Raw genomic sequence first — 20,282 nt, forward strand, 5'->3', positions numbered from 1 at the left:
TGTCGTCGTGCTCGCCGCGCCGCGTCCGGTTCTGTGGTCATCAGCAGAGCATCGCACTCCGTACGGCCGCCCGCGGGCCCCCGGCGCGGGGTGTCGGGTCATACGCTGCGGAAGTGATTCTTCCCACCGCCGAGAGCGTGCGCGCGCTGCACGAGAAGTACGCTCCGACCCGTGAGTCCCTGTCCCTCGTCCGCACCCACTGCGAGATCGTGGCGCGGATCGCCCTCGACCTGGCCGCGCGTTCGCCCGAGCCGGTGGACACCGGGCTCGTCGAGACCGGTGCGCTCCTGCACGACATCGGTGTCTACCGGCTGGGCGACGACGCGTACGTCCGGCACGGTGTGCTCGGCCACGAGCTGCTGCGCGCGGAGGGCCTGCCGGAGGAGCTGTGCCGTTTCGCCTCCCACCACACCGGCGTCGGGCTGACGCGCGCCGACATCGAGCGACAGCGGCTGCCCATCCCGCCCGGTGAGTACGTCGCCGAGTCCGTCGAGGAGCGGCTGGTGATGTACGCGGACAAGTTCCATTCGAAGTCGAGCCCGCCGAAGTTCCTGGACGCCGCCGCGTACGCCGGGAAGGTGGCGCGGTTCGGCCCGGACAAGGTGGTCGCGTTCCGCGCGCTGATCGCCGAATTCGGTGAGCCGGACCTCGACCCGCTGATCGCCGAGTACGGGCACCGCGTCCGGCGCGGTGACGCGCGAAGGACCTGACCGGAGGGTGTGCCGGGGCGGCGGCCCGGCCGGGTGCCGTGCGGGGCTCGCCGGGGCGCATGGCAAACTCACCGGGGTCGCCGACGCGGCGCCGTACGTTCCGCTTTCCGGGACGGCCGGGGCGGGCACCACGTCGGCGGCGCGATGTCGCGGTGCGGAAGTGGGTGTGGCGATGCTGGCGGAGACGGTCTTCCGCAGCGAGGACCTGGCGGTCGAGGACCGATTCGACGCCTGGCGCGAGTGCATGAACCGTACGCACGCCCCGATGCGGCTGGAGAGCGAGTGCGCGGCCGACTTCAAGGCGCATCAGCGGCTGATCGGGCTGGGCGCGGTGTCGATCTGGCCCGCGACCTTCGAGCAGCTGGTCTTCCTGCGCACGCCGAAGCTGATCCGGCAGTCGGACCCCGAGGTCTACCACCTCTCGCTCCTGCTGAGCGGTGAGGCCGGGGTGTCGTGGGGCCGGGAGGAGAACTCCTACGGCGCGTTCGACATCCACACCAACGACTCCTCGCGGCCGTACGAGATCTGGACCGGGCACGGGTCGATCTCCTCGGTGGGCGTCGAGATCCCCAAGGTGCTGCTGCCGCTTCCGCAGCACCGGCTGGACAAGGTGATCGGGCGGCACATCACCGGACGCGAGGGCGTGGGCGCGCTGCTCGCGCAGTTCCTCACCCAGCTCGCCGCGGACACCGTGCCGTACGCGCCCTCCGACGGTCCTCGGCTGGGCGCCGTGCTGGTCGACCTGGTGGCGGCGCTCCTCGCGAACGCCCTGGACGCCGAGGCGGCGCTGACACCGGAGACGCGGACCCGGGCGCTCACCTTGCGGGTGAAGTCCTTCATCCGGCAGAATCTCCACGACCCAGAGCTGACGCCTCGTCATATCGCCGCGGTGCACCACATTTCGCGCAGTTACCTGCACCGGCTCTTCCAGGCGGAGGACGAGACGGTCGCCTCGTACATACGCCGCCTGCGGCTGGAGGGCGCACGCCGCGACCTGGCCGATCCGGCGCTGCTGGAGACGCCGATCCATCTCATCGCGGCCCGCTGGGGCTTTCCGCGGGCGGCGGACTTCAGCCGCGCCTACCGCGCCGTCCACGGGGCGGCGCCCACCGACCACCGCCAGCGGTCCGTACGTCCGGGTGCGGGTTCCTAGGGTGGCTCCGGCCGTTGTGGACGCATTGCCAAGTCGTCAGGCGACCGGCTGCTAACGACAGGCAGGCGCCGTGACCGGCAGGCTTGCCTGTGCATGCCCCAGGTCGGACCCGCCACCCGCGGACCCCGGCCACGGGGCGGCCCGTCCGTCGCCCATGAGGGCGGTCCACGGACGGTTCGCCGACAGACAGGAACCGATCATGCACCTCAACAAGCCGAAGGCGGCCCGCCGCCGCGCCAACTGGCTCCCGTTCCACGACGACGAGACCTAGCGGAATCCCGGACGGCAGGCGCCGGCCCTTCCTCCGCGCCTCGGCCGGACGGCCGGGGCGCGACGGCGGTTGCGGTCCGAATGACAGGGGCGGGAGCCACGGGGGTGTTCCCGCCCTTCGCCATGCCGTCGCCGGACGGTTTGTGTTATCCGGCCGCGTCCCACGGGGTCTCCGACGTGTACCGATGCACGTGGCACGGCTGGAGGCGGCACGATGGGACGCAGGCGGCGGACGAGATCCGTACGGGGCTGGTGGGGGCTGGTCGTGGCCGCCGTGGTCGCGAGCGGGGTGGTCTACTACTGGCCGTCCTCGCCGGGCGGTGACGGGTCCGCGAGTACGGAGGCGGTGACCCGCCAGGCCGCGGCTTCGGCTCCGGCGGCCCCGACCATGTCCGGGTCGCCGACGGCGTCCGCGGCCGCGACCCGCGCGTCCGCCTCGCCGTCGGCGACCGCGCGCCCGTCGCAGCGGCCGAGTCCCAAGCCGTCGCCGCCGAAGCCGTCCGCGCCGAAGTCAGCGGCGGCCGGGGCCGGTTCGGGCGGCGGGCGGACGATCACCGTCGTCAACCGCACGCAGGAGACGGTGTGGGCGATCGTCACCGGCACCGCCGCGTATCCGAACGGCCGGGAGCTGCGGCCGGGGCAGAGCACGTCCCTCACCGTGGGCAACAAATGGGGCGGCCGGATCTGGGGCCGTACCGGCTGCACGTCCGGCGGCCAGGGCGCGTGCCTGACCGGGGACTGCACGTCGCAGTGCTCGGGCGCCAACCCGCCCACCACACTGGGTGAGTTCACCTTCGACGCGTACGCCGGGCTCGACTTCTACGACGTGAGCATGGTCGACGGCGCGAATCTGCCGATGTACATCAACATCTCGCACACCGTGACCGCCGATCCGGTGAGTGCGACGGGCTGCTACAAGGGCGCGTGCACCAAGCCGGTGGACTGCCCCAGCGCCATGCGGGCCATGTCGGGCGGCCGGGTCGTCGGCTGCAAGCCGCCGTGCGCGGCCTTCGGCGGGGACACCTACTGCTGCCAAGGCGCGTGGGCCGGGCGGGAGAACTGCGTGCCGTCGAAGTGGCCGGTGGACTACACGCAGGTGTTCAAGAAGGCCGCGCCGTACGCCTATTCGTACGCCTTCGACGACGCGGCGACGATGTCGTGCAAGGGGCGGTGCGACTACCGGGTGACCTTCGGCGTCACCTGAGCCGCGCGCGCGGGGTCTCGCTCCACCGCTCCCCCAGGAAGTCCTTCAGCAGGTGGGTGACGGCGGCGGGCCGTTCCATGCTGGGCAGGTGTCCGGCCCAGGGCAGTTCGAGGTGGCCGGCGTCGGCGAGCAGTCCGGGCAGCCGGGCGGCGATCTGCCGGAAGTCCGCCAGGTCGTGGGCGCCGGAGACGACGAGGGACGGCGCCCGTACCGCCGCGAGGTCGTACGGCGGGCGGAGCTGGTCGAACTCCCCGGCGGCGAGCTGTACTTCGTAGGCGTTCCGCTGCTGGACGCGTACGGCCCGCCGGGCGGCCTCGTCGCCCTCGGGGCCGATCCAGGTCTCGACCATCAGCTCGACGGCGCCCGCGAGGTCGCCCGCCTCCAGCAGCGCCTCCTCGCGTTCGTCCAGCGCGTCGAGTTCGGCGGAGGCTTCGTGCCCGGCCAATCCCGGGCACAGCAGCACCATCGCGCCGACCCGCTCGGGGTGGCGCGCGGCGATCTCCAGCGAGGTCTTGCCGCCGTAGGAGGCGCCGACGAGCGCCGCCTGACCGATGCCGAGCGTGTCGAGGAGTCCGATCACGTCGTCGGCGTTGTTGTACGGCGCGTCCGGCGCGGGGGTCCGGCCGAAGCCGCGCAGGTCGCAGCGGATGACGCGGTAACCGGCGTCGGCCAGCGGCTGCCATTGCGGGTCCCACATCCGCCGGTCGCAGACCCCGGCGTGCAGGAATACCAGTGCGGGGCCGTCGCCCGCCGTGTCGTAAGAGAGAGTCATCCGGCAGACGGTACGCACCGCGCCGCGTGATTCCCTCCGGTTTTCGCTCTCGGCGACACTGTCGGCCGCCGCTGCCGGGGCCGAACATCCGGTGTCCGTCAGGCGCTTGCCGGACGCCGTGGCCGCGGGGCTCCGCGCAGAGCGCGCGACGAGGGCCGCGCAGCCCGGTGGGGTGCGCGGCCCTCGCGTGATTCGCCGTCCGCGTGGGTCAGTTGGGGTTCTCGGCGTTCGTAAGGGTCTCCCAGGCCACGAAAAGGTTGTTGGAACCGGCGGGCCGGTTGTTCTGCGTGAGGGTCTGCGTGTTGGTCATCGCGACCCCGCGCCGGGTGTGCAGCGCGTTGTAGCCGGTCTCGGTGATCGGGCCGAGGCCGCGGTTGACACTGCCATTGCACAGCCAGCTCGGCGGCGCCGTGCCAAGTTCGTACTTGGACTGGAAGCCGAGCGCCTGCCGCAGCCGCTCGCCGATGTCCGTGCCGTACAGGTCGTCGCCCTGGATGCGGCTGGTCTCGGCGATGTGCGAGATCGCGGAGATGCCGTATCCGGTGTGCGTGAAGTCGCGGCAGGTCTCCTGGGTCAGCCCGTCGACGAAGGTGGACTGCCCCTGCCAGTAGCTGACGATCTTGGCCTTGGTGTCGAGGTTCTGGCTCGGCACCGTCTTGGGGAGCGCCCCGTCCGCGGCGATGTAGACATAGGCCGCGGCGCGGGTGCGGAACTTGGCCATCGCCTTGTCGTAGTCGGTCTTGTCGTCGAGGAAGACGGAGATGCCGACGGCGGCCTCCATCATCGACAGCTCCCAGTTGCCGTTGCTGTTCGAGCCGTTGATGATCTCGGGCAGGTAGACGTTGCGGAGCATGGTGCCGAAGCGCCCGGCGTTCGGCCAGCCGCCGGTGTAGGTCGACTTGATGATGTCGGCGGCCTTGGGCCACGACGAGCCCGCCCAGCCGGTCTGCAACGGGGCGTTGCTGTTGGTGTGCTGGGTGATCGTCGCCGACCACGCGTCCATCAGCTTGATGGACTCCTGCGCGTAGCGCGCGTCACGGGTGAAGTACCAGGCCAGCGCGTCGGTGTAGGCCGCGATCGCGTCCTCGCGCTCGTCCGTGCAGCCGTTGTTGGGGTTGGAGTAGGAGCCGCACTCGACGTTCGCGCGCGGCTTGGGCGTACGGGTCAGCGAGGCGTACGAGCTGGCCATCATCTGGTTGTACGCGCTCTTCCACGGCTCGGCGTTGGCCTGCACCTTGGCGCGGGCGAAGTCGAGTTGGGCGGCGGAGACGGTCACTCCGGGGTGGACGAAGGCGGCCGGTGCGGCGCTGGCGCGCTGGGCGCCTCCGGGCCAGGCGGAGAAACCGGTTACAAGGGCCGCGGCCGCACAGGCGGCGGTGACCAGCAGAACGGGGCGCCGTACGCGGCGGCGGTGGCGCGCGGGCGAGGGCGTGGGGGTGCCTGCCATGCGGTGACCATCCGATCTTGAGTGGGGGGCTGTTCGTGAGCGGGCGCGTTCCCGGGTGAGCGCGTTGGTGAGCGCGTGTTCCCCGGTGTGCACCATGGCGTTCCTGAGTGTGAACCGAGCTTGCATTTCTGAACACTTGACTGACCGCAGACCATAGGTACGGACTAATACCCCCGTCAAGCCCCTGCGCGGTGCGGGAGTTGGCCGAACCCGGCTCGCGATCAGGTGGCGAGCGCCGCGAGTTCGGTCCCGGCGAGCAGGAATCCGCCGACGCCGAAGTCGGCCGTGCTGTCGTACGTCACGGGCTGGCTGGAGTCCGGCCGGTCGCCGACCTTCTGGATCCAGCCGAGGATGCCGTCGGGGTGAACCGCCGTGGCCAGCAGGCCGTTCCAGGCGCGCGCGGCGACCGGCAGGTACGTGGCCCGGTCGACGAGTCCCGCGCGTACCGCGTACGCGGTGCCGTAGGCGAAGAAAACGGTTCCACTCGTTTCGGGGCCGGGGAAGTGCGCGGGGTCGGCGAGGTTGACGTTCCAGAAGCCGTCGGAGCGCTGCACCGCGGCGACCGCCCGTACCAACTCCTTGAGCGTGGCGCGGTATTCGGCGGTGTCGGCCTGATCGGCGGGCAGCGCCTTGAGGGTCTTGGTGTGCGCGGCGGCGACCCAGCCGTTGCCGCGCGACCACAGCACGGGCTTGCCCGAGGGCGAGAGAATGCCGCCGGGCAGGAAGTTCTTGTCGCGGTACCACAGCCCGGTGGCCGGGTCGTGGAGACCGGGGCCGCCCTCGGCCGACTTGGTGTGCCGGTACAGGTCGTGCAGCTTGCGGTGGTAGTTCGCGTCACCGCGCAGCGCGCCCAGGCGGGCGAAGGGCGACATCGCCATGTGCAGCGCGTCGTCCCACCACCAGTCGTCGTCCTTGCCGGCCTGGTCGGTGTAGACCATGCGGTGCAGGCAGGTCTCGATCGCGGTCAGCTTCGCCGGGTCGGGTTCGATCTCGTACAGGTCCAGATACACCTGGCCCGCGCACTGGTTGTCCGCGTTGCGGGTGGTCGTGCCGCCGTTGAGGCCGTAGTTGTTCCGCTCGGCCCAGGAGCGCGCATAGGCCAGATAGCGGGTGTCGGACGTCAGCCGGTACAGGGCGGTCAGGCCGCTGAAGAAGGTGGCGTTGGCCCACTGGTTGTTGCCGGGGTCGGTGTGGGCGCCGATCCAGTGGTCGGCGACGCGGCGCAGTGCGGTGACGACGGCCGCCCTGGAGGGCAGCACCGGGGAGGGCGGGGCGGCGGCAGAGGCCGCGGCGCGGGCGGTGGCGGGGATCGCGGTCGCGGTGGCGGTCGCGGCGAGTGCCGCACCGCCGATCAGGAAGTGGCGTCGGTCCATCGGAGTCTCCAAGTGCCGTGCGTGCTAGGTGCGCTGCGGGCATGGACGGCCGGTGGTGGCGTCGGTACGGCTCGGCTCTCGGCTCTTGATGCGGGTGACGCGCGGGTGGCGCGTACGGGACGCCCACTCACCGGCGAATTCAAGGACATGAACGATGAGTGTCCTTGTGAACTCAATGGAGCTTAGATGACCGCGCCCGCCGTACGTCAACCCCGGTCGCGCTGACTCCGGTGAGGTTCACCCCGGCAGTGAAGGGCGACCTGGCCGTGCGCACCGGCTCGGCGGCCGGACCGGGCGGGAGCCGGTCACTGGCGGCGGTGGCACCGGCGAGCGTACGGCCGACGGCGGCGGGGACCGCGTCGGGCGGCGCGCCCGACATCCGCTGCTGGACACCGCTCGCGCCGAGGTCGGCGGTCACTCGGGGCAGCGCGAGGAACAGCGAGGTCATGTCCGTCGCCACCAGCAGCGTCGGCAGGGCGAGCAGGGTCGGGCCCAGCCACTCGCGCCGGTCCGCCCGGCGCGCCCGTATCCCCGTTGTCCGGCATGTCCGCTCCTCCGCCGTGTCGGGTCTCTTTCCCGCACCGGTCGGAGCGGCGACGGGCTTCTTGAGGTCCGGCTGGAAGAATTTTTCGGAGCGGGCCGTATTGGAGCGGATCGGCACGGATCGAAACGTATCGGCACGGATCGGAACGGGCCGGAATTCGATGCGCCGCCGATGTCAAGAAGCCGTCCGCGGCTCCGACCGTGTGGTGCACGGACCCGGAAGGGGTTCGGCGTACGGCACACACGTACGACATACGCGCGGGACGTCCGAGCAGGACATCGGCGGACGGCGTCCACGCGGGACAGAGGAGTGGCGATGAAGTTTCTGCTGATCATGCACATGAACCCGGCGGTGTGGAACGCGCTGACCGAGGAGGAGCGCAACGAGGTCATGGGCGGCCACGACGCCTTCATCAACACGGTCACCGAGTCGGGCGAGATGATCCTCACCCAGGGCCTGGCCGACATCTCGCAGAGCGCCGTCGTGCGGGTCCGCGACGGGCAGCGGGTCGTCACCGACGGGCCGTACCTGGAGACCAAGGAGTACCTCGGCGGCTTCTACCTGGTCGACTGCGAGAACCGCGAGCGCGCTCTGGAGCTCGCCGCGATGATCCCCGACGCGAAGGTGGAGGGGCTGGGCATCGAGGTGCGCCAGGTGATGTTCTCCGGTGGACAATTGGAGATGTGAGCACCGACACCGTGACCGAGGACCTGCTGCGCGAGCTGACGCCGCAGGTCCTCGGTGTGCTGGTCCGCAGGCACGGCCAGTTCGAGGAGTGCGAGGACGCCGTGCAGGAGGCGGTGCTCGCCGCGGCCGTGAAGTGGCCGGCCGACGGTGTGCCGGACCATCCGCGCGGCTGGCTGATCACCGCTGCCTCCCGTCGGCTGATCGACCAGATCCGCAGCGACCACGCCCGCAAGGCGCGGGAGACGGCCGCGGCGGCCCAGTCCCCCGAGCGGGAGGCGGGCGTCAGCCCGGGTCCCGGCGAGGACGGCGCGCCGGAGGGTGACGACACCCTGATACTGCTGTTCCTGTGCTGCCACCCGGCGCTGACGCCCGGCTCGCAGACCGCCCTGACCCTGCGCGCGGTCGGCGGTCTGACCACGGCGGAGATCGCCCACGCGTTCCTGGTGCCCGAGGCCACCATGGCCGTACGGATCAGCCGGGCCAAGCAGCGGATCAAGGCGGCGGGAAGCCGCTTCACCCTGCCCGAGGCACGCGAGCGCGAGGAACGGCTGCGGGTCGTCCTGCACGTGCTGTACCTGATCTTCAACGAGGGCTACACCGCGACTTCCGGGGCCGCGCTGCACCGCGCCGACCTCGCCCGCGAGGCGATCCGGCTGACCCGTGTGGTCGATCGGCTGCTGCCCGACGACGGCGAGGTCGCCGGCCTGCTCGCCCTCATGCTCCTCACCGACGCGCGCCGCGCCGCCAGGACCGGGCCCGGCGGCGACCTGATCCCGCTGGACGAGCAGGACCGTACGCTCTGGGACGCCGACCTGATCGCCGAGGGCACCGCTTTGATCAGTACGGCCATGGCCCGCTCGGCGCTCGGGCCGTATCAGCTCCAGGCTGCCATCGCCGCGACGCACGCCGCCGCGGAGCGCACCGAGGACACCGACTGGCACCAGGTGCACACCCTGTACAAGATCCTGGAGCGGATCGCGCCCAACCCGATGGTCACCCTCAACCGCGCCGTCGCCCTCGCCGAGATCCAGGGGCCGCGGGCCGGGCTCGACCTGCTGGCCACCTTGGACGACGACGCCCGCGTCGAGGGCCACCACCGGCTCCATGTCGTCCGCGCCCATCTCCTGGAGCGCTCCGGCGACCTCCCGGCCGCCCGCGAGCACTATCTTCTGGCCGCGCGCGGCACGGCCAGCCTCACCGAGCGCCGCTTCCTGGAGTCCCGCGCGAGCCGTCTGAAGCCCGGCGCGCGCTGAGCGGGTGACAGCGGCGACGACCGCGTGCCCGACGGGCGTCAGCGGTGGGTCAGCTCAGCCGGGCGTCGGCGTAGACCGCCATCGCGTCGCGCTGGTACTCCGCCAGCCCGGCCGCGATCTTGTCGTACGCCGAACGGAAGCGCGGGTCGTCGGTGAACATCTGCCCCAGTCCCTTGTACGCGGTCGCGCTGGGGGTCCAGAACCCGCACAGCCATTGGTAGTGGGCATCCGTCTCGGCCTGCACCGCCGGGTCGGCCACTGGCGTGCCAACCGCCATGAAATCGGCCATGCGGACCATCCGCGCCGTGATCTCGCGCTGCGTCCGCTCCTGGTCCTCGGCCGTGAGCGGGCCGGCGATCCGCCGGGACCGCTCGTACTCGCGCGGCCACCGCTCGCGCGCCTCGTCCTCGTAGCGCGAGGCGTCGAAGCCCTCGAACAGATTCTCCGGCCTGTTGATCTCCGCCATGTCGTCCCCGTCCTTTCCTTCCTCCAACTCCGCGATGGTGCGGCCGACCGTGCGGACCAGGGTGTCGAGCCGGTTCCGCTCCGCCAGCAGACGCCGGTGGTGCTCCCGGAGCACGGCCACCCGGTCCGCGTGCCTGTCGAGGACCGCCGCGATGTCCCGCAGGCCCAGGCCCAACTCCCGCATCAGCAGGATCTGTTGCAGCCGCAGCAGATCCCGCTGCTCGTAGGAGCGGTGCCCGTTGCGGCCGGTCCCCGCAGGGGGCAGCAGACCGATCTCGTCGTAGTACCGCAGCGTCCGGGACGTCACTCCGGACAGCCGGGCCACGTCCGCGATCGACCAGGCCATCGCCCTGCCTCCCCTCGCCGGCCGGTCGTTCCGGCCACATGGACGACCGTAGAAGTTGACGCGGCGTAAAGCGCAAGCCGACAGCGGGCGGTGCCGACGACGGGCGGGTCAGTGCTCGGCCAGGGGCGGCGCGGTGTCCGTCGAGGGGGTCAGGCGCAGCGTGACGATCTCGAACGGTCGCAGGCGCAGGTCCACGGCACCGTCGCGGATCTCGGCGGGCGGCTGGTCGGTCAGGGGGCGTTCCAGCAGGTCGCAGGGGGTGGCGGTGTGGAGGGCGAAGCCGGGCGTGAGGGTGGTGCGGGTCCGGGCGCCGTTGGCTTCGTAGAGACGTACGACGATGTCGCCGCTCGCGTCGTCGGCGAGCTTCACGGCGCTGACGACGACGCCCTCGTGGCCGACCGTCGCCAGCGGTTCGACCGCGGCGGCGCCCGGCACGCGGCGCTCGGGCAGGTGGATGGCGTACCCCTCGCGGACGGCGTCGCCGATGGACGCGCCGGGAAGCAGGGCGTAGCGGAAGCGGTGCACGCCCTGGTCCGTCCGCGGGTCGGGGAAGCGGGGCGCGCGCAGCAGGGACAGGCGCACGGTGACGGCGGCGCCGGGGGCGCTGCCGCTCGTGGAGCGGGTGACGTCGTGGCCGTAGGTGGAGTCGGTGACCAGGGCCACGCCCCAGCCGGGCTCCGCGAGGTGCAGGAATCGGTGGTTGCACGCCTCGAAACGGGCGGCGTCCCAACTGGTGTTGGTGTGGGTGGGCCGATAGACGTGGCCGAACTGGGTCTCGGCCGCGTAGCGGTCGGCGTGGACGTCCAGCGGGAAGGCCACCTTCAGGAACTTCTCCGTCTCGCGCCAGTCGACCTCGGTGGAGACGTCCAGGCGCTTGTGCCCGGCGGTGAGGGTGAGGTCCTGCACGGCGCGCGAGTGGCCGAACGAGCGCTCGACCCGGACGGTGACGGCGTGGGCCGTCGCGGCGGTCACCTCGACGCGGTCGGCGGCGGTCAGGTCGGTGACGGTGTTGCGGTAGTACGCGTCCACGTCCCAGGCGTCCCACATGGTGGGGAAGTCGGGGTGGAGTTGGAGCAGGTTGGCCGGGCGTCCCTCGGCGAGGGTCTCGCGGTCCGCGGCGAGGTCGTGGACCGACACCACCAGGCCGCGGTCGTCGATCTCGACCCGCAGCAGGCCGTTGTCCAGTACGTGGCCGCCGCCGGGGCGGGCCGAAGCGGTGACCGTCCCGTCGACGCCGGGGTCGGCGACGGGCGCGGCGCCTCCTGCCGGGACACCGCCGCGGGCGTGCGGGGCCGCGTTGAAGACCAGGGCCCCCTCTCCCTCCTGGTCCCCCTCCCGCGACGGCCCACCGGCCAGGGCGAGTTGGGCGGCGTCGATGATCGACCGCAGCTCCACCGCGAGGGCCGCGTACGTCGCCTCGGCCTCGCGGTGCACCCACGCGATGGACGAGCCGGGCAGGATGTCGTGGAACTGGTGCAGCAGCACCGTCTTCCAGATCCGGTCCAACTCCTCGTACGGGTAGGGCAGTCCTACCCGTACGGCGGCGGTCGCGGACCACAGCTCCGCCTCGCGCAGCAGGTGCTCGCTGCGGCGGTTGCCCTGCTTGGTGCCGGCCTGGCTGGTCAACGTGCCGCGGTGCAATTCGAGGTACAACTCCCCGACCCAGACAGGCGGTTCGGGGTACTCGGCGCGGGCCTTGGCGAAGAACTCCGCCGGGGACTCCCACTCCACCCGGGCCGAACCCTCCAGGTCGCGCAGCCGGGCGGCCTTGGCGATCATCTCGCGGGTCGTGCCACCGCCGCCGTCGCCCAGCCCGGTCGGCGCCAGCGACCGCCCGGCCATGCCCTTCTCCCTGAAGTTGCGTGCGGCGTGGGCGACTTCGCGGCCTTCCAGGCCCGCGTTGTAGGTGTCCATCGGCGGGAAGTGCGTGAAGACCCGGCTGCCGTCGATGCCTTCCCAGGCGAAGGTGTGGTGCGGGAAGGAGTTGGTGCGGCTCCAGGAGATCTTCTGGGTCAGCAGCGAACTCGACCCGGACGCCCGGATGATCTGCGGCAGCCCGGCCGCGAAGCCGAAGGTGTCCGGCAGCCACACCTCGTCGCTCTCGATGCCGAACTCGTCCAGGAAGAACCTCTTGCCGTGCACGAACTGACGGGCCATCGCCTCGGAGCCGGGCATGTTCGTGTCCGACTCGACCCACATTCCGCCGGTGGGCACGAACCGCCCGTCGGCGACGGCCTGTCGGACCCGGGCGTAGACCTCGGGGCGGTGCTCCTTGATCCAGGCGTACTGCTGCGCCTGGGACATGGTGTAGACGAAGTCGGGCTCGTCCTCGATCAGGGCCGTCATGTTCGCGGTGGTCCGGGCCACCTTGCGGACGGTCTCGCGCAGCGGCCACAGCCACGCGGAGTCGATGTGCGCGTGGCCCACCGCGCTGATCCGGTGGGCCGACGCGTGCGCGGGCGCGGCCAGCACGTCGGCCAGCAGGGCTCGGGCCGCCTCGGCGGTGCCGCCCACGTCCTGGAGGTCGATCGCGTCGAGCGCCCGTTCCACCGCGCGCAGGATGTCCCAGCGGCGGGCCGAGTCGGCGGGCAGCTCCGGCATCAGCTCGCCCAGCACTTCGAGGTCCTGCACGAGCTCCCAGACCGTGCGGTCCAGCACGGCCAGGTCCATCCGGCCCAGGACGTACTGCGGCGCGCGGCCCGCCGTCGCCTTGTCGCCCAAAGCGGTCGGGCGGAAGGGCGGGTTGTCCAGCACGATCGGGTTGGAGGCGGCCTCGACGTGCAGCAGGATCCGCTCACCGCCGGTGACGGGGTCGCCGACGCGCACCCACTGATTGCGCGGGTTGAGGCCCTTCACCGGGGTGCCGTCCGGCCGGTAGACCAGGCCCTCGCACTGGAAGCCGGGGGTGTCCCGCTCGAAGCCGAGGTCCAGCAGCGCCTCGACGGTGCGGCCCGCCCACTCCTCGGGCACGGTACCGCTGACGGTGAGCCAGCTCGTTCCCCATGGCGGACCCCACGGCTCGCCGGGCGCGATCGGCCTGCGGGCCGCGGCGATGCCTTCGGCCACCGGGACCGGCTCGTCGGGCGCGTCCCAGATGCCGACGGTCAGCGGCACCCGCTCCCCGTAGACCGCGGGGCGGACGCGCTCGTTGAGGACGCGTTCCAGGCGGGACTCGATGAGGCTGCGGTCGTCGTGCATGTACGGGCTCCGGGGTGTGGTGGGCGGCCGGGTCGAGTGGCTGACGGACGTGGCGCGGTGGAGGCGGGGCTCGGGGACCGCGAGGCTCCGGACGGGCAACGCGCCTGCTTCCGGGGCGCGTTGTCCGTGGCGCGCGGCTAGGACACGTCCCGGTCCGGGCCGCGGTCCTCCCCGTGGGCGATGATCGTGGTGCGCACCACGACCCGGCGCGGCGGCAGCGCTCCGGCGCCCTGGCGGGCCAGGCGCTCGCCGAGCAACTGGGCGGCGCGGCGTCCGATCTCGTCGGGGTCGTGGTCCACCACCAGCACGGGCACGCTGAGCACGTCGGCGAGGTCGAAGCCGTCGAACCCCGCGAGCGTCGCGCTGGCGCCGTGGTGCCGCAACGCCCGGTAGGCGCCCAGGGTGTTGCGGTTGTCGGTGCAGAACACCGCGGTGGGCGGCTCGGGCAGCGCGAGCAGTTCGGCGGCAGCCGCCTCGGCGGAGGCGAGATCCTCCTGGCCGCGCTTGACCAGGGCGTCGTCGGGGTCGATGCCCGCCTTGAGGAGGGCCGCGCTGTAGCCGCGGTAGCGCTCGGAACCGGTGTACACCGAGGGCGGGTTGCCGAGGAAGCCGATCCTGCGGTGTCCTGCCGCCAGCAGTCGGCTGATCGCCGCGTACGCGCCGCCGAAGTCGTCGACCAGGACGCAGTCCGCCTCGAATCCGGCCGGGGGCCGGGCGACGGTGACCACGGGCGGGGAGGTGGGCAACTCCTCGGCCAGATACGCCTGGTCGGCCCCCGCCGGGACGAGGATCACGCCGTCGACCCGGCGCGCGGAGAAGTGCCGGACGGCGTCGCGCTCGCGGCCCGCGTCACCGGCCGTGTTGGTGATCATCACCCGCAGTCCCTCCTCGGCGACCGCCGCCTCGATGCCGAGCGCGAGCCGGGCGCAGGAGGGGTTGGCGAGGTTCGTGACGATCAGGCCGATGGTGCCGGTGCCCTGTCCGTGCCGGAAGTTGCGGGCCAGAGCGTTGGGCCGGTAGCCGAGCTGCCGTACCGCGGCCTCGACGCATGCGCGTCTGTCCGCCGACACCCCGGTGTCGCCGCGCAGGACGCGGGACACGGTCATCGCGCTGGCCTCGGCGAGGGCGGCGACCTGTTTCATGGTCGGTGGTGCGGTGGTGAGCGGCGCGCCGGCCACGGTGGTCTCCCTCTCGGCTCGTTGACTAGAGAATAGAGGCATCGTTGTCTTCCGGAACCTCGGCCGCGTACCGCGCCGCGCCGATCAGCCCGGCTTCGGCCGGCCGGGCCGCGGGCAGCGGCGGCGGGAGGCCGACGGGGAGCCCCGCGGTGAGTGCCGAGCTGATCAGATCCCAGGAGCCGGTCATCGAACCGCCCACCACGAGCGCGGTGGCGCCGAAGCGGGGGTGAGGAAGCCGCCGTCCCGGCGCCGGTTCTGGAAGACCGACCGGGCGCGGTTCGCGGCGTCGGCGGCGTCGGCCAGCTCCTGCGCGTCACGGGCGGTGAGCGCGAGCGGCTTGTCCACGACCACGTGCAGACCCGCCTTCAGAGCGCGCCCGGCAAGTTCGAGGTGCGTCTGGTGGGGCGTGGCCACGACCGCGAGGTCGTAGCCGTCGGCCGCCGCGAACGCCGTGTCGGCGTCGGCCACCACGCGGGCGTCCGGGTGGTCGGGCCGCGGCGGCGGCGCGGGCCGGATCGGAGGTGACGATCGCCCGGACCGTGTAGTGCGGATTCGTGGCGAGCAGCGGGCCGTGGAACACGCGGCCCGCCAGGCCGTAGCCGAACAGCAGGACGCGCAGGGGGTCGGACATGGGGCTCCTCATCGGACTCCGAGGACTTCGAGGGCTTCGAGATGACGGCGCGTCGGCCCCAGGCGGGCAGGTGTGCGGGATCGACGCGCGCGGCGATGGCGTCCACGTCGTCCCAGAGCGCGTCGGGCACCTCGGTCGCGTCGAGCGCGAGGGTCTGCTCGATCCGTTCGGGCCGCGAGGTGCCGATGACGGTGCTGGCGATCCGCGGGTCGCGCGTGGAGAAACGCACCGCCGCCGCTGCGAGCGGCACACCGCGGTCACGGCACGCCTCTTCGATCGCGCCGATGGCGGCGAGCAGTTCGGCCTCTCGCGGTAGGGGCACCGCCGCGAGCCGCCGACGCCGGTCGCCAGGATCTGGCCGCCGGACACGGCGGCGTTGACGACCCCGGCGTTCATCGACACCGCCAGGTCGATGAGCGGACCGGCGAAACGGTTGACCAGGGTCCAGCGGTTGGGGGGGTGAGCAGGACATCGAAGTGTCCGGTGCGCACATGCCGTTCGATCGTCGGGAGGTCGCCGCGGACGGCTCACGCGGTCAGGCCGGCGGTGGTCAGCCAGATGTGTTCGCAGGTCGCGGACGCCTCGCGCAGCTTTTCCGGGGACTCCCGCGAGGCGTGGTAGAAGGTCCGCTCGATCATCCAGCACAGGGCGCGGGCCAGGGCGGAGGACTGGTGGGGCGCGGTGCCCGGTGCGATTCCGGCGCGTTCCAGGACGGCCGTGATGGCCGTGATGAAGAGGTCGGCCGTGTGGTTCCACAGCTCGCCGATCTCCGGCACGGTCAAGGACAGGTCGATCGCGGTGCGCATGACCAGGCCGTGCGCGTTCCACAGCTCGACCGTGCGCCGCATGGCCGCCGCGACGGCCTGGCGCGGTTCGTCGGCCTGGGCGGTGGTCCTGGACCGCTCCCAAAGGTGCTCGACCGTTCTGGCCACGAGCGCGGTGACCACCTCCTGCTTGGAGCCGAAGTAGAAGTACAGCGCGGCGCGGGTGATGCCCGCGCCCTGGGCGATGTCGGCGACCGTCATGGCCTCGTGGCCCTTGGTCGCCAGCAGTGCCTCGCAGGTGTCGAGGATGGCGCGCTCCCGGACATCGCCCTTGCGTTCGGCGGTCCGGCGGCCTCGGGCGGGTTCGTGGCCTGGCATCAGAGCTGAGCGCCCTCGGCGAAGTCGGTCGTACGCGACAGCGTCTCCCATGCGCGGATGTCCTCGTCGACGGCCGTGCGCGCGGCGGCGACCAGGCGCAGCGCGTCCGAGCCCAGGACGAGGTGGGCGGGCGGCCGGTCGACCGACGCGATGTGCACGACCGCCTCTCCGGCCTTGGCCGGGTTGCCCAGTTGGTTCCCGCCGGCCTTCCGCCGCGCTTCGCGGATGGGGGTGAACAGCTCGTCGTAGTCGTCGACGGACTGCTCGGCGCGCGTCATGGACCGTCCGGCCCAGTCGGTGCGGAAGGAGCCGGGCTCGATCGCCGTCACATGGATCCCGAACTGTGCGACCTCCTTGCCCAGCGCTTCGAGGATGCCTTCCAGGGCGAATTTGCTGCCGCAGTAGGCGGACATGCCGGGCACGGCCATGAGCCCGCCCATGGAGGTGACGGCCATCAGGTGTCCGCGGCGACGGCGCCGCATGGGGGGCAGCGCGGCCCGCAAGGTGGCCACGGCTCCGAACACGTTGACCTCGAACTGCCGCCGCACCTCGGCCAGCGGCGTCTCCTCGAAGGTGCCCTCCAGGCCGTAGCCGGCGTTCGCGACGACGACGTCCAGCGGGCCGACGCTCCGCTCGACCTCGGCGACCACGGCCGTGACGGCGTCGCCGTCGGTCACGTCCAGGACGCGGCCGTGCGCGCGCTCGGATTCCAGCTCCTCGAAGGCCCGCAGGTCCTTCTCCGAGCGGACGGTGCCGACGACGGTGTGCCCGGCTGTCAGCGCGGCCCGGGCGAAAGCGCGCCCGAGGCCCGTGCTGACGCCCGTGATGAGCCAGTTCCGCGTCTCCATGTGCTCCTCCTCGGCGGTCACGCGGGGAGTCGACGTCCTCCCACATCGAAAAGTCTACACCGTGTCGATTTTTATCACCGCTGTGTCAATTCTGCCGTCCGGGGAGGGAGCGACCTTCCGGCGCTCAGGGCCTGCGCGTGCGGAAGGTGCCGCGGAGGTCGGTGACCCAGGCGTCGGGGTTCTCCCAGGGGATGAAGTGGCCGCCGTGGTCGTGGGCGTTCACGTTGACGTGGTGGAACCAGCGGGACTGCGGCCCCGTCTTGAACGCCTGGACGCGGTCGGCGGCGGAGTGAACGCCGGGCGGGTTCTCGTACGTCACGAAGGTGAGGCCGACCGGGGCCTCGACGGCCGGGGTGCGGTCGTGGGCGGGGGTCCAGGGGTAGCGGTTGGCGTTGGCGTAGTACCGCATCGACGTGGCGATGGAGTTGTTGACCCAGTAGATCGTGGCGTGGGTGAGCAGGTCGTCCTTGGTGAAGACGGATTCGAGGTCGCCGCCGTTGTCGCTCCAGGCGTTCCAGCGTTCGAGCAGCCAGGCGAGCAGTCCCGCGGGTGAGTCGCTCAGCCCGTGGGCCAGGGTGGCGCCGTCGAGCATGTGCGCCACCAGGTGGGTCGCCGAGCGGCGGTCCTGTTCGATGATGCGGGCGCGGATGTCGGCGGGCTGGTCGTCGGTGAGGGGCCGGTTCCGGGCGAAGTCCCAGGCGCGGGGGCCGGTGAAGAAGTCGAGGGGCAGCCCCGAGCCGATGTGGATGCCGTACAGCTCGTCGGCGTACTTGTGGCCGAGCTGGCTGGTGACGATCCCGCCGATGTCGCAGCCCCCGGCGGCGTACTTCTCGTATCCCAGGGTCTGGGTCATCAGGGTGTGCCAGAGGTCGGATACCTTCCAGAAGTTGACGTCGGGGAAGCCGGTGAGCGGGCCGGGGAAACCGAAGCCGGGCAGGGACGGCACGATCACGTCGAAGGCGTCGGCGGGGTCGCCGCCGAAGGCGGCCGGGTCGGCGAGCGGGTCGATCACCTTCGACCAGTGCCAGAACGTCCACGGCCAGCCGTGGGTGAGGATCAGCGGGATCGGGCTTGGGCCGCGCCCCGGCTTGCGCAGGAAGTGCACGGGGACACCGGCGACCTCCACCTGGTAGTGCTCGTAGGCGTTGATGGCGCGCTCGGCCGCCCGCCAGTCGTAGCCGTCCTTCCAGTAGGCGACCAACTCCCGCAGATAGCTGGCCGGGACGCCGTACGACCAGTCCTCGTTCCCCTCGTCCAGCGGCGGACGGGTCAGTTCGAGACGGGTGCGCAGGTCGTCGAGGACGCGGTCGGCCACATGGATCGCGGTGGGCTCCAGCGCGATGGGGTGCGCGGTGGTCATGGCGTCGTTCCTTCACCGGGTCGAGGAGAGCGGTGCCGTCGGCCTGTCGGGCCGACGGTCGTAGCGTTCCAGAACCGGGAACGGCGCTCCACCGCCACTCCCCCGCCGCGGATCTGCTCGCAGGAGCCGGGTTCAGCCGTTGACCTGCTCGAAGAAGTAGAGGAAGGCGCCCAGCCCGTGGAAGTCGTTCGTGGCCCGGGACCGGGCGGTGTAATACGCGTAGTCCCCGACATTGGTGCCGACCGAGATCGAGGTCAGATACGTCAGACCGTCGCTGTGCAGGGAGATCCGGTCCAATGCGCCGCGCTTTCCGGCGTCCACCGTGACCTGGTACGTGGCGGCGGGGACGTATCCGCGCTTGATCGCCGCGTCGGCGGTCAGGGTGAACATCGCCGAGCACGACGTCTCGGTCCAGTTCCCCGCGCTGCTCCCCTTGTCCACGACCTGGAACCACCGCCCGCTGGCCGGGTCCTGGTAGGCGGCGATGCCGCGCACCAGATCGCGTAGGGTCGCGGTCAACTGGGCGCGCAGCGGGTGGTCGGCCGGGATCAGGTCGAGGATCTCGGTGGCGGCGACGCCGTACCAGCCGACGGCGCGGCACCAGTATTCGGAGGACAGGCCGCTGGTCGGGTCGGACCAGGTCGCCGCCTTGGACGCGTCGTAGGCGTGCTTCAGCAGCCCGTTCGCCTGTTGCAGATGGCCGGCGTAGACCACGAGTTGCTTGGCCGCGATGTCGTAGGACTGCGCGCTGTCGCCGATGTACCTGCCGTACTGCGCCATGAAGGGGTCGGCCATGAAGGTGCCGTCGGACCAGAGCTGGTTGGCCCGGTCGGCGCTGTTGGCGTGCCAGAAGCCGCCGTCGCTCGTGGTCGGGTACCCGGCGCCGGGCAGCAGCCGGTCGTGGATCTGCTTGGCGGCCAGGCCGTACTTGGCCTCACCGGTCTCGCGGTACAGGGCGATCATCACCTGACCCGGCATCATGCTGTCCAGGCTGTTGAAGGTGATGCCGATGTGCCCCGAGGCGTCCACGAAGCGGTCGGCCCACGCCTTGATGTACGCGATCAGGGCCGCCCGGCGCGCGGGGTCCGCCGTGTGCCGGGCGACCTGGTACTGCCCCATCAGGTAGAGCGCGACCGGGTAGCTCCAGCCGCCGACGGTCGCGGGGGTGTAGCGCCGCATGGTGGAGTCGACCAATGCGTCGGCCCAGTCCGTGCCCCGCGGGTCTGAGACGGTCAGCGAGTCGAGGTTGGGCAGGCCGCCCGCCGTGGCGCCGGTCACGCGGATCGCGTTGGTTCCCGCCCGCAGCGTCACCGGTATCCGGGTGACGGCCCAGGTGTTCCAGTCCGCGGTCGCGGCGAAGGCCGGTGCGGAGATCACCGTGCCGTTGACGCTGACGGTGCCCGCGCGTCCCTCCCCCGTCCCGTTCGCGTGGCGCAGGGCCAGCGCGAAACCGCCCGCGGCCGGTGCGCTCACGCTGAACTCGACGTACGCGCCCGCCTCGTTGGCGGTGTTGACGAAGCCGGTCCCGGTGTATCCCAGGTGGTCGCGGTCCACCGTCCCGTGGAAGACGGTGGCGTTCTCCGCCTCGTAGAGCGATGACGCGGCGTGCGCCGAGCCCGACGTCACGCCGTAGCTCGCGACGAGCATGCCGATCACCACTGCTAAAGCCCTCATGCGCATGTGCGACTTCCTTACCTCGCG

The 20,282-nt window shown here is 71.8% G+C and carries 20 protein-coding genes; 5 read left to right on the plus strand and 15 right to left on the minus strand.

From position 1 onward, the window contains the following. Positions 1-113 precede the first annotated feature (113 nt). Both ACIOC1_RS33080 and ACIOC1_RS33085 read left to right on the plus strand, forming a co-directional pair. Positions 114-710, plus strand: coding sequence for an HD domain-containing protein (locus ACIOC1_RS33080; protein ID WP_401314105.1), 597 nt, complete (start codon positions 114-116; stop codon positions 708-710). A 172-nt stretch (positions 711-882) separates the two neighbouring features. Then, complete coding sequence (locus ACIOC1_RS33085; RefSeq protein WP_391051911.1) at positions 883-1,863, plus strand: helix-turn-helix domain-containing protein; 981 nt, start codon at positions 883-885, stop codon at positions 1,861-1,863. 567 nt (positions 1,864-2,430) lie between these two features. Here ACIOC1_RS33085 and ACIOC1_RS33090 read toward each other — a convergent pair. Beyond that, a complete protein-coding gene (locus tag ACIOC1_RS33090; RefSeq protein WP_401857935.1) occupies positions 2,431-2,703 on the minus strand; it encodes a hypothetical protein in 273 nt (90 codons plus the stop codon). A 10-nt stretch (positions 2,704-2,713) separates the two neighbouring features. Here ACIOC1_RS33090 and ACIOC1_RS33095 point away from each other — a divergent pair, with 10 nt between their 5' ends. Next, the gene (locus ACIOC1_RS33095) at positions 2,714-3,337 is read left to right on the plus strand and encodes a thaumatin family protein (RefSeq protein ID WP_355343620.1); all 624 of its coding nucleotides are present in this window, start codon (positions 2,714-2,716) and stop codon (positions 3,335-3,337) included. On the opposite strand, the gene ACIOC1_RS33100 is transcribed toward ACIOC1_RS33095, so the two are convergent. The 4 genes from ACIOC1_RS33100 to ACIOC1_RS33115 form a co-directional block, all read right to left on the minus strand. After that, positions 3,330-4,109 carry an alpha/beta fold hydrolase gene (locus ACIOC1_RS33100; protein ID WP_401857938.1) on the minus strand — a complete coding sequence of 260 codons (780 nt, stop codon included), beginning with the start codon at positions 4,107-4,109 and terminating at the stop codon, positions 3,330-3,332. The two genes, ACIOC1_RS33095 and ACIOC1_RS33100, sit on opposite strands and share 8 nt — an antisense overlap. A 208-nt stretch (positions 4,110-4,317) precedes the next feature. Next, positions 4,318-5,556, minus strand: a complete 1,239-nt coding sequence (locus ACIOC1_RS33105) for an alginate lyase family protein (RefSeq protein ID WP_391051866.1) — start codon at positions 5,554-5,556, stop codon at positions 4,318-4,320. 221 nt (positions 5,557-5,777) lie between these two features. Next, positions 5,778-6,929 carry a glycoside hydrolase family 88 protein gene (locus ACIOC1_RS33110; protein WP_401857941.1) on the minus strand — a complete coding sequence of 384 codons (1,152 nt, stop codon included), beginning with the start codon at positions 6,927-6,929 and terminating at the stop codon, positions 5,778-5,780. A 172-nt stretch (positions 6,930-7,101) separates the two neighbouring features. After that, on the minus strand, positions 7,102-7,590 hold the full coding sequence (locus ACIOC1_RS33115) for a hypothetical protein (RefSeq protein ID WP_401857944.1): 489 nt from the start codon (positions 7,588-7,590) through the stop codon (positions 7,102-7,104). A 198-nt stretch (positions 7,591-7,788) separates the two neighbouring features. On the opposite strand from ACIOC1_RS33115, the gene ACIOC1_RS33120 reads away from it, so the two are divergent. Together ACIOC1_RS33120 and ACIOC1_RS33125 are read left to right on the plus strand one after the other, a co-directional pair. Next, complete coding sequence (locus ACIOC1_RS33120) at positions 7,789-8,160, plus strand: YciI family protein (protein ID WP_391164335.1); 372 nt, start codon at positions 7,789-7,791, stop codon at positions 8,158-8,160. Then, the gene (locus ACIOC1_RS33125; RefSeq protein WP_401314095.1) at positions 8,157-9,413 is read left to right on the plus strand and encodes an RNA polymerase sigma factor; all 1,257 of its coding nucleotides are present in this window, start codon (positions 8,157-8,159) and stop codon (positions 9,411-9,413) included. The genes ACIOC1_RS33120 and ACIOC1_RS33125 overlap by 4 nt, the downstream gene beginning before the upstream one ends. 49 nt (positions 9,414-9,462) lie before the next feature. Here the strand turns inward: ACIOC1_RS33125 and ACIOC1_RS33130 are convergent, their stop codons facing one another. The 10 genes from ACIOC1_RS33130 to ACIOC1_RS33175 all read right to left on the minus strand — a co-directional run bounded on the left by ACIOC1_RS33130 (position 9,463) and on the right by ACIOC1_RS33175 (position 20,255). Then, positions 9,463-10,224, minus strand: a complete 762-nt coding sequence (locus ACIOC1_RS33130) for a MerR family transcriptional regulator (RefSeq protein WP_401857948.1) — start codon at positions 10,222-10,224, stop codon at positions 9,463-9,465. Between the two features lie 108 nt (positions 10,225-10,332). Continuing rightward, the gene (locus ACIOC1_RS33135; protein ID WP_401857951.1) at positions 10,333-13,422 is read right to left on the minus strand and encodes an alpha-mannosidase; all 3,090 of its coding nucleotides are present in this window, start codon (positions 13,420-13,422) and stop codon (positions 10,333-10,335) included. 137 nt (positions 13,423-13,559) lie between these two features. Beyond that, a complete protein-coding gene (locus ACIOC1_RS33140) occupies positions 13,560-14,564 on the minus strand; it encodes a LacI family DNA-binding transcriptional regulator (protein WP_401857985.1) in 1,005 nt (334 codons plus the stop codon). 61 nt (positions 14,565-14,625) lie between these two features. Beyond that, positions 14,626-14,787: a hypothetical protein gene (locus tag ACIOC1_RS33145; RefSeq protein WP_401857954.1), complete on the minus strand. Its 162-nt coding sequence runs from the start codon at positions 14,785-14,787 to the stop codon at positions 14,626-14,628. Further along, positions 14,784-15,068: a Gfo/Idh/MocA family oxidoreductase gene (locus ACIOC1_RS33150; protein ID WP_401857957.1), complete on the minus strand. Its 285-nt coding sequence runs from the start codon at positions 15,066-15,068 to the stop codon at positions 14,784-14,786. Before ACIOC1_RS33150 ends, ACIOC1_RS33145 begins: the two co-directional genes overlap by 4 nt. Next, positions 14,966-15,724, minus strand: a complete 759-nt coding sequence (locus ACIOC1_RS33155; RefSeq protein WP_401857959.1) for an aldo/keto reductase — start codon at positions 15,722-15,724, stop codon at positions 14,966-14,968. The genes ACIOC1_RS33150 and ACIOC1_RS33155 overlap by 103 nt, the downstream gene beginning before the upstream one ends. Positions 15,725-15,758: 34 nt before the next feature. Beyond that, entirely contained in the window at positions 15,759-16,373 is a 615-nt protein-coding gene (locus ACIOC1_RS33160; RefSeq protein ID WP_401857962.1) for a TetR/AcrR family transcriptional regulator, read from the minus strand. Further along, on the minus strand, positions 16,373-17,221 hold the full coding sequence (locus tag ACIOC1_RS33165) for an oxidoreductase (RefSeq protein ID WP_401857988.1): 849 nt from the start codon (positions 17,219-17,221) through the stop codon (positions 16,373-16,375). Before ACIOC1_RS33165 ends, ACIOC1_RS33160 begins: the two co-directional genes overlap by 1 nt. Before the next feature lie 124 nt (positions 17,222-17,345). Continuing rightward, entirely contained in the window at positions 17,346-18,581 is a 1,236-nt protein-coding gene (locus ACIOC1_RS33170; protein WP_401857965.1) for an epoxide hydrolase family protein, read from the minus strand. A 132-nt stretch (positions 18,582-18,713) separates the two neighbouring features. Further along, complete coding sequence (locus ACIOC1_RS33175) at positions 18,714-20,255, minus strand: glycoside hydrolase family 88 protein (RefSeq protein WP_401857968.1); 1,542 nt, start codon at positions 20,253-20,255, stop codon at positions 18,714-18,716. Between the last annotated feature and the right edge of the window lie 27 nt (positions 20,256-20,282).

The sequence above is a fragment of the Streptomyces sp. NPDC088197 genome, from assembly GCF_044741185.1.
Taxonomy (GTDB): domain Bacteria; phylum Actinomycetota; class Actinomycetes; order Streptomycetales; family Streptomycetaceae; genus Actinacidiphila.

What these genes read in the sequence shown, in the direction of transcription:
- ACIOC1_RS33085 (WP_391051911.1), top strand. Translation starts at nt 883, where the DNA reads ATGCTGGCGGAGACGGTCTTCCGCAGCGAGGACCTGGCGGTCGAGGAC.
- ACIOC1_RS33100 (WP_401857938.1), bottom strand. Translation starts at nt 4,109, where the DNA reads ATGACTCTCTCTTACGACACGGCGGGCGACGGCCCCGCACTGGTATTC.
- ACIOC1_RS33105 (WP_391051866.1), bottom strand. Translation starts at nt 5,556, where the DNA reads ATGGCAGGCACCCCCACGCCCTCGCCCGCGCGCCACCGCCGCCGCGTA.
- ACIOC1_RS33110 (WP_401857941.1), bottom strand. Translation starts at nt 6,929, where the DNA reads ATGGACCGACGCCACTTCCTGATCGGCGGTGCGGCACTCGCCGCGACC.
- ACIOC1_RS33120 (WP_391164335.1), top strand. Translation starts at nt 7,789, where the DNA reads ATGAAGTTTCTGCTGATCATGCACATGAACCCGGCGGTGTGGAACGCG.
- ACIOC1_RS33130 (WP_401857948.1), bottom strand. Translation starts at nt 10,224, where the DNA reads ATGGCCTGGTCGATCGCGGACGTGGCCCGGCTGTCCGGAGTGACGTCC.
- ACIOC1_RS33135 (WP_401857951.1), bottom strand. Translation starts at nt 13,422, where the DNA reads ATGCACGACGACCGCAGCCTCATCGAGTCCCGCCTGGAACGCGTCCTC.
- ACIOC1_RS33140 (WP_401857985.1), bottom strand. Translation starts at nt 14,564, where the DNA reads ATGAAACAGGTCGCCGCCCTCGCCGAGGCCAGCGCGATGACCGTGTCC.
- ACIOC1_RS33145 (WP_401857954.1), bottom strand. Translation starts at nt 14,787, where the DNA reads ATGACCGGCTCCTGGGATCTGATCAGCTCGGCACTCACCGCGGGGCTC.
- ACIOC1_RS33155 (WP_401857959.1), bottom strand. Translation starts at nt 15,724, where the DNA reads ATGTGCGCACCGGACACTTCGATGTCCTGCTCACCCCCCCAACCGCTG.
- ACIOC1_RS33160 (WP_401857962.1), bottom strand. Translation starts at nt 16,373, where the DNA reads ATGCCAGGCCACGAACCCGCCCGAGGCCGCCGGACCGCCGAACGCAAG.
- ACIOC1_RS33165 (WP_401857988.1), bottom strand. Translation starts at nt 17,221, where the DNA reads ATGGAGACGCGGAACTGGCTCATCACGGGCGTCAGCACGGGCCTCGGG.
- ACIOC1_RS33170 (WP_401857965.1), bottom strand. Translation starts at nt 18,581, where the DNA reads ATGACCACCGCGCACCCCATCGCGCTGGAGCCCACCGCGATCCATGTG.
- ACIOC1_RS33175 (WP_401857968.1), bottom strand. Translation starts at nt 20,255, where the DNA reads ATGAGGGCTTTAGCAGTGGTGATCGGCATGCTCGTCGCGAGCTACGGC.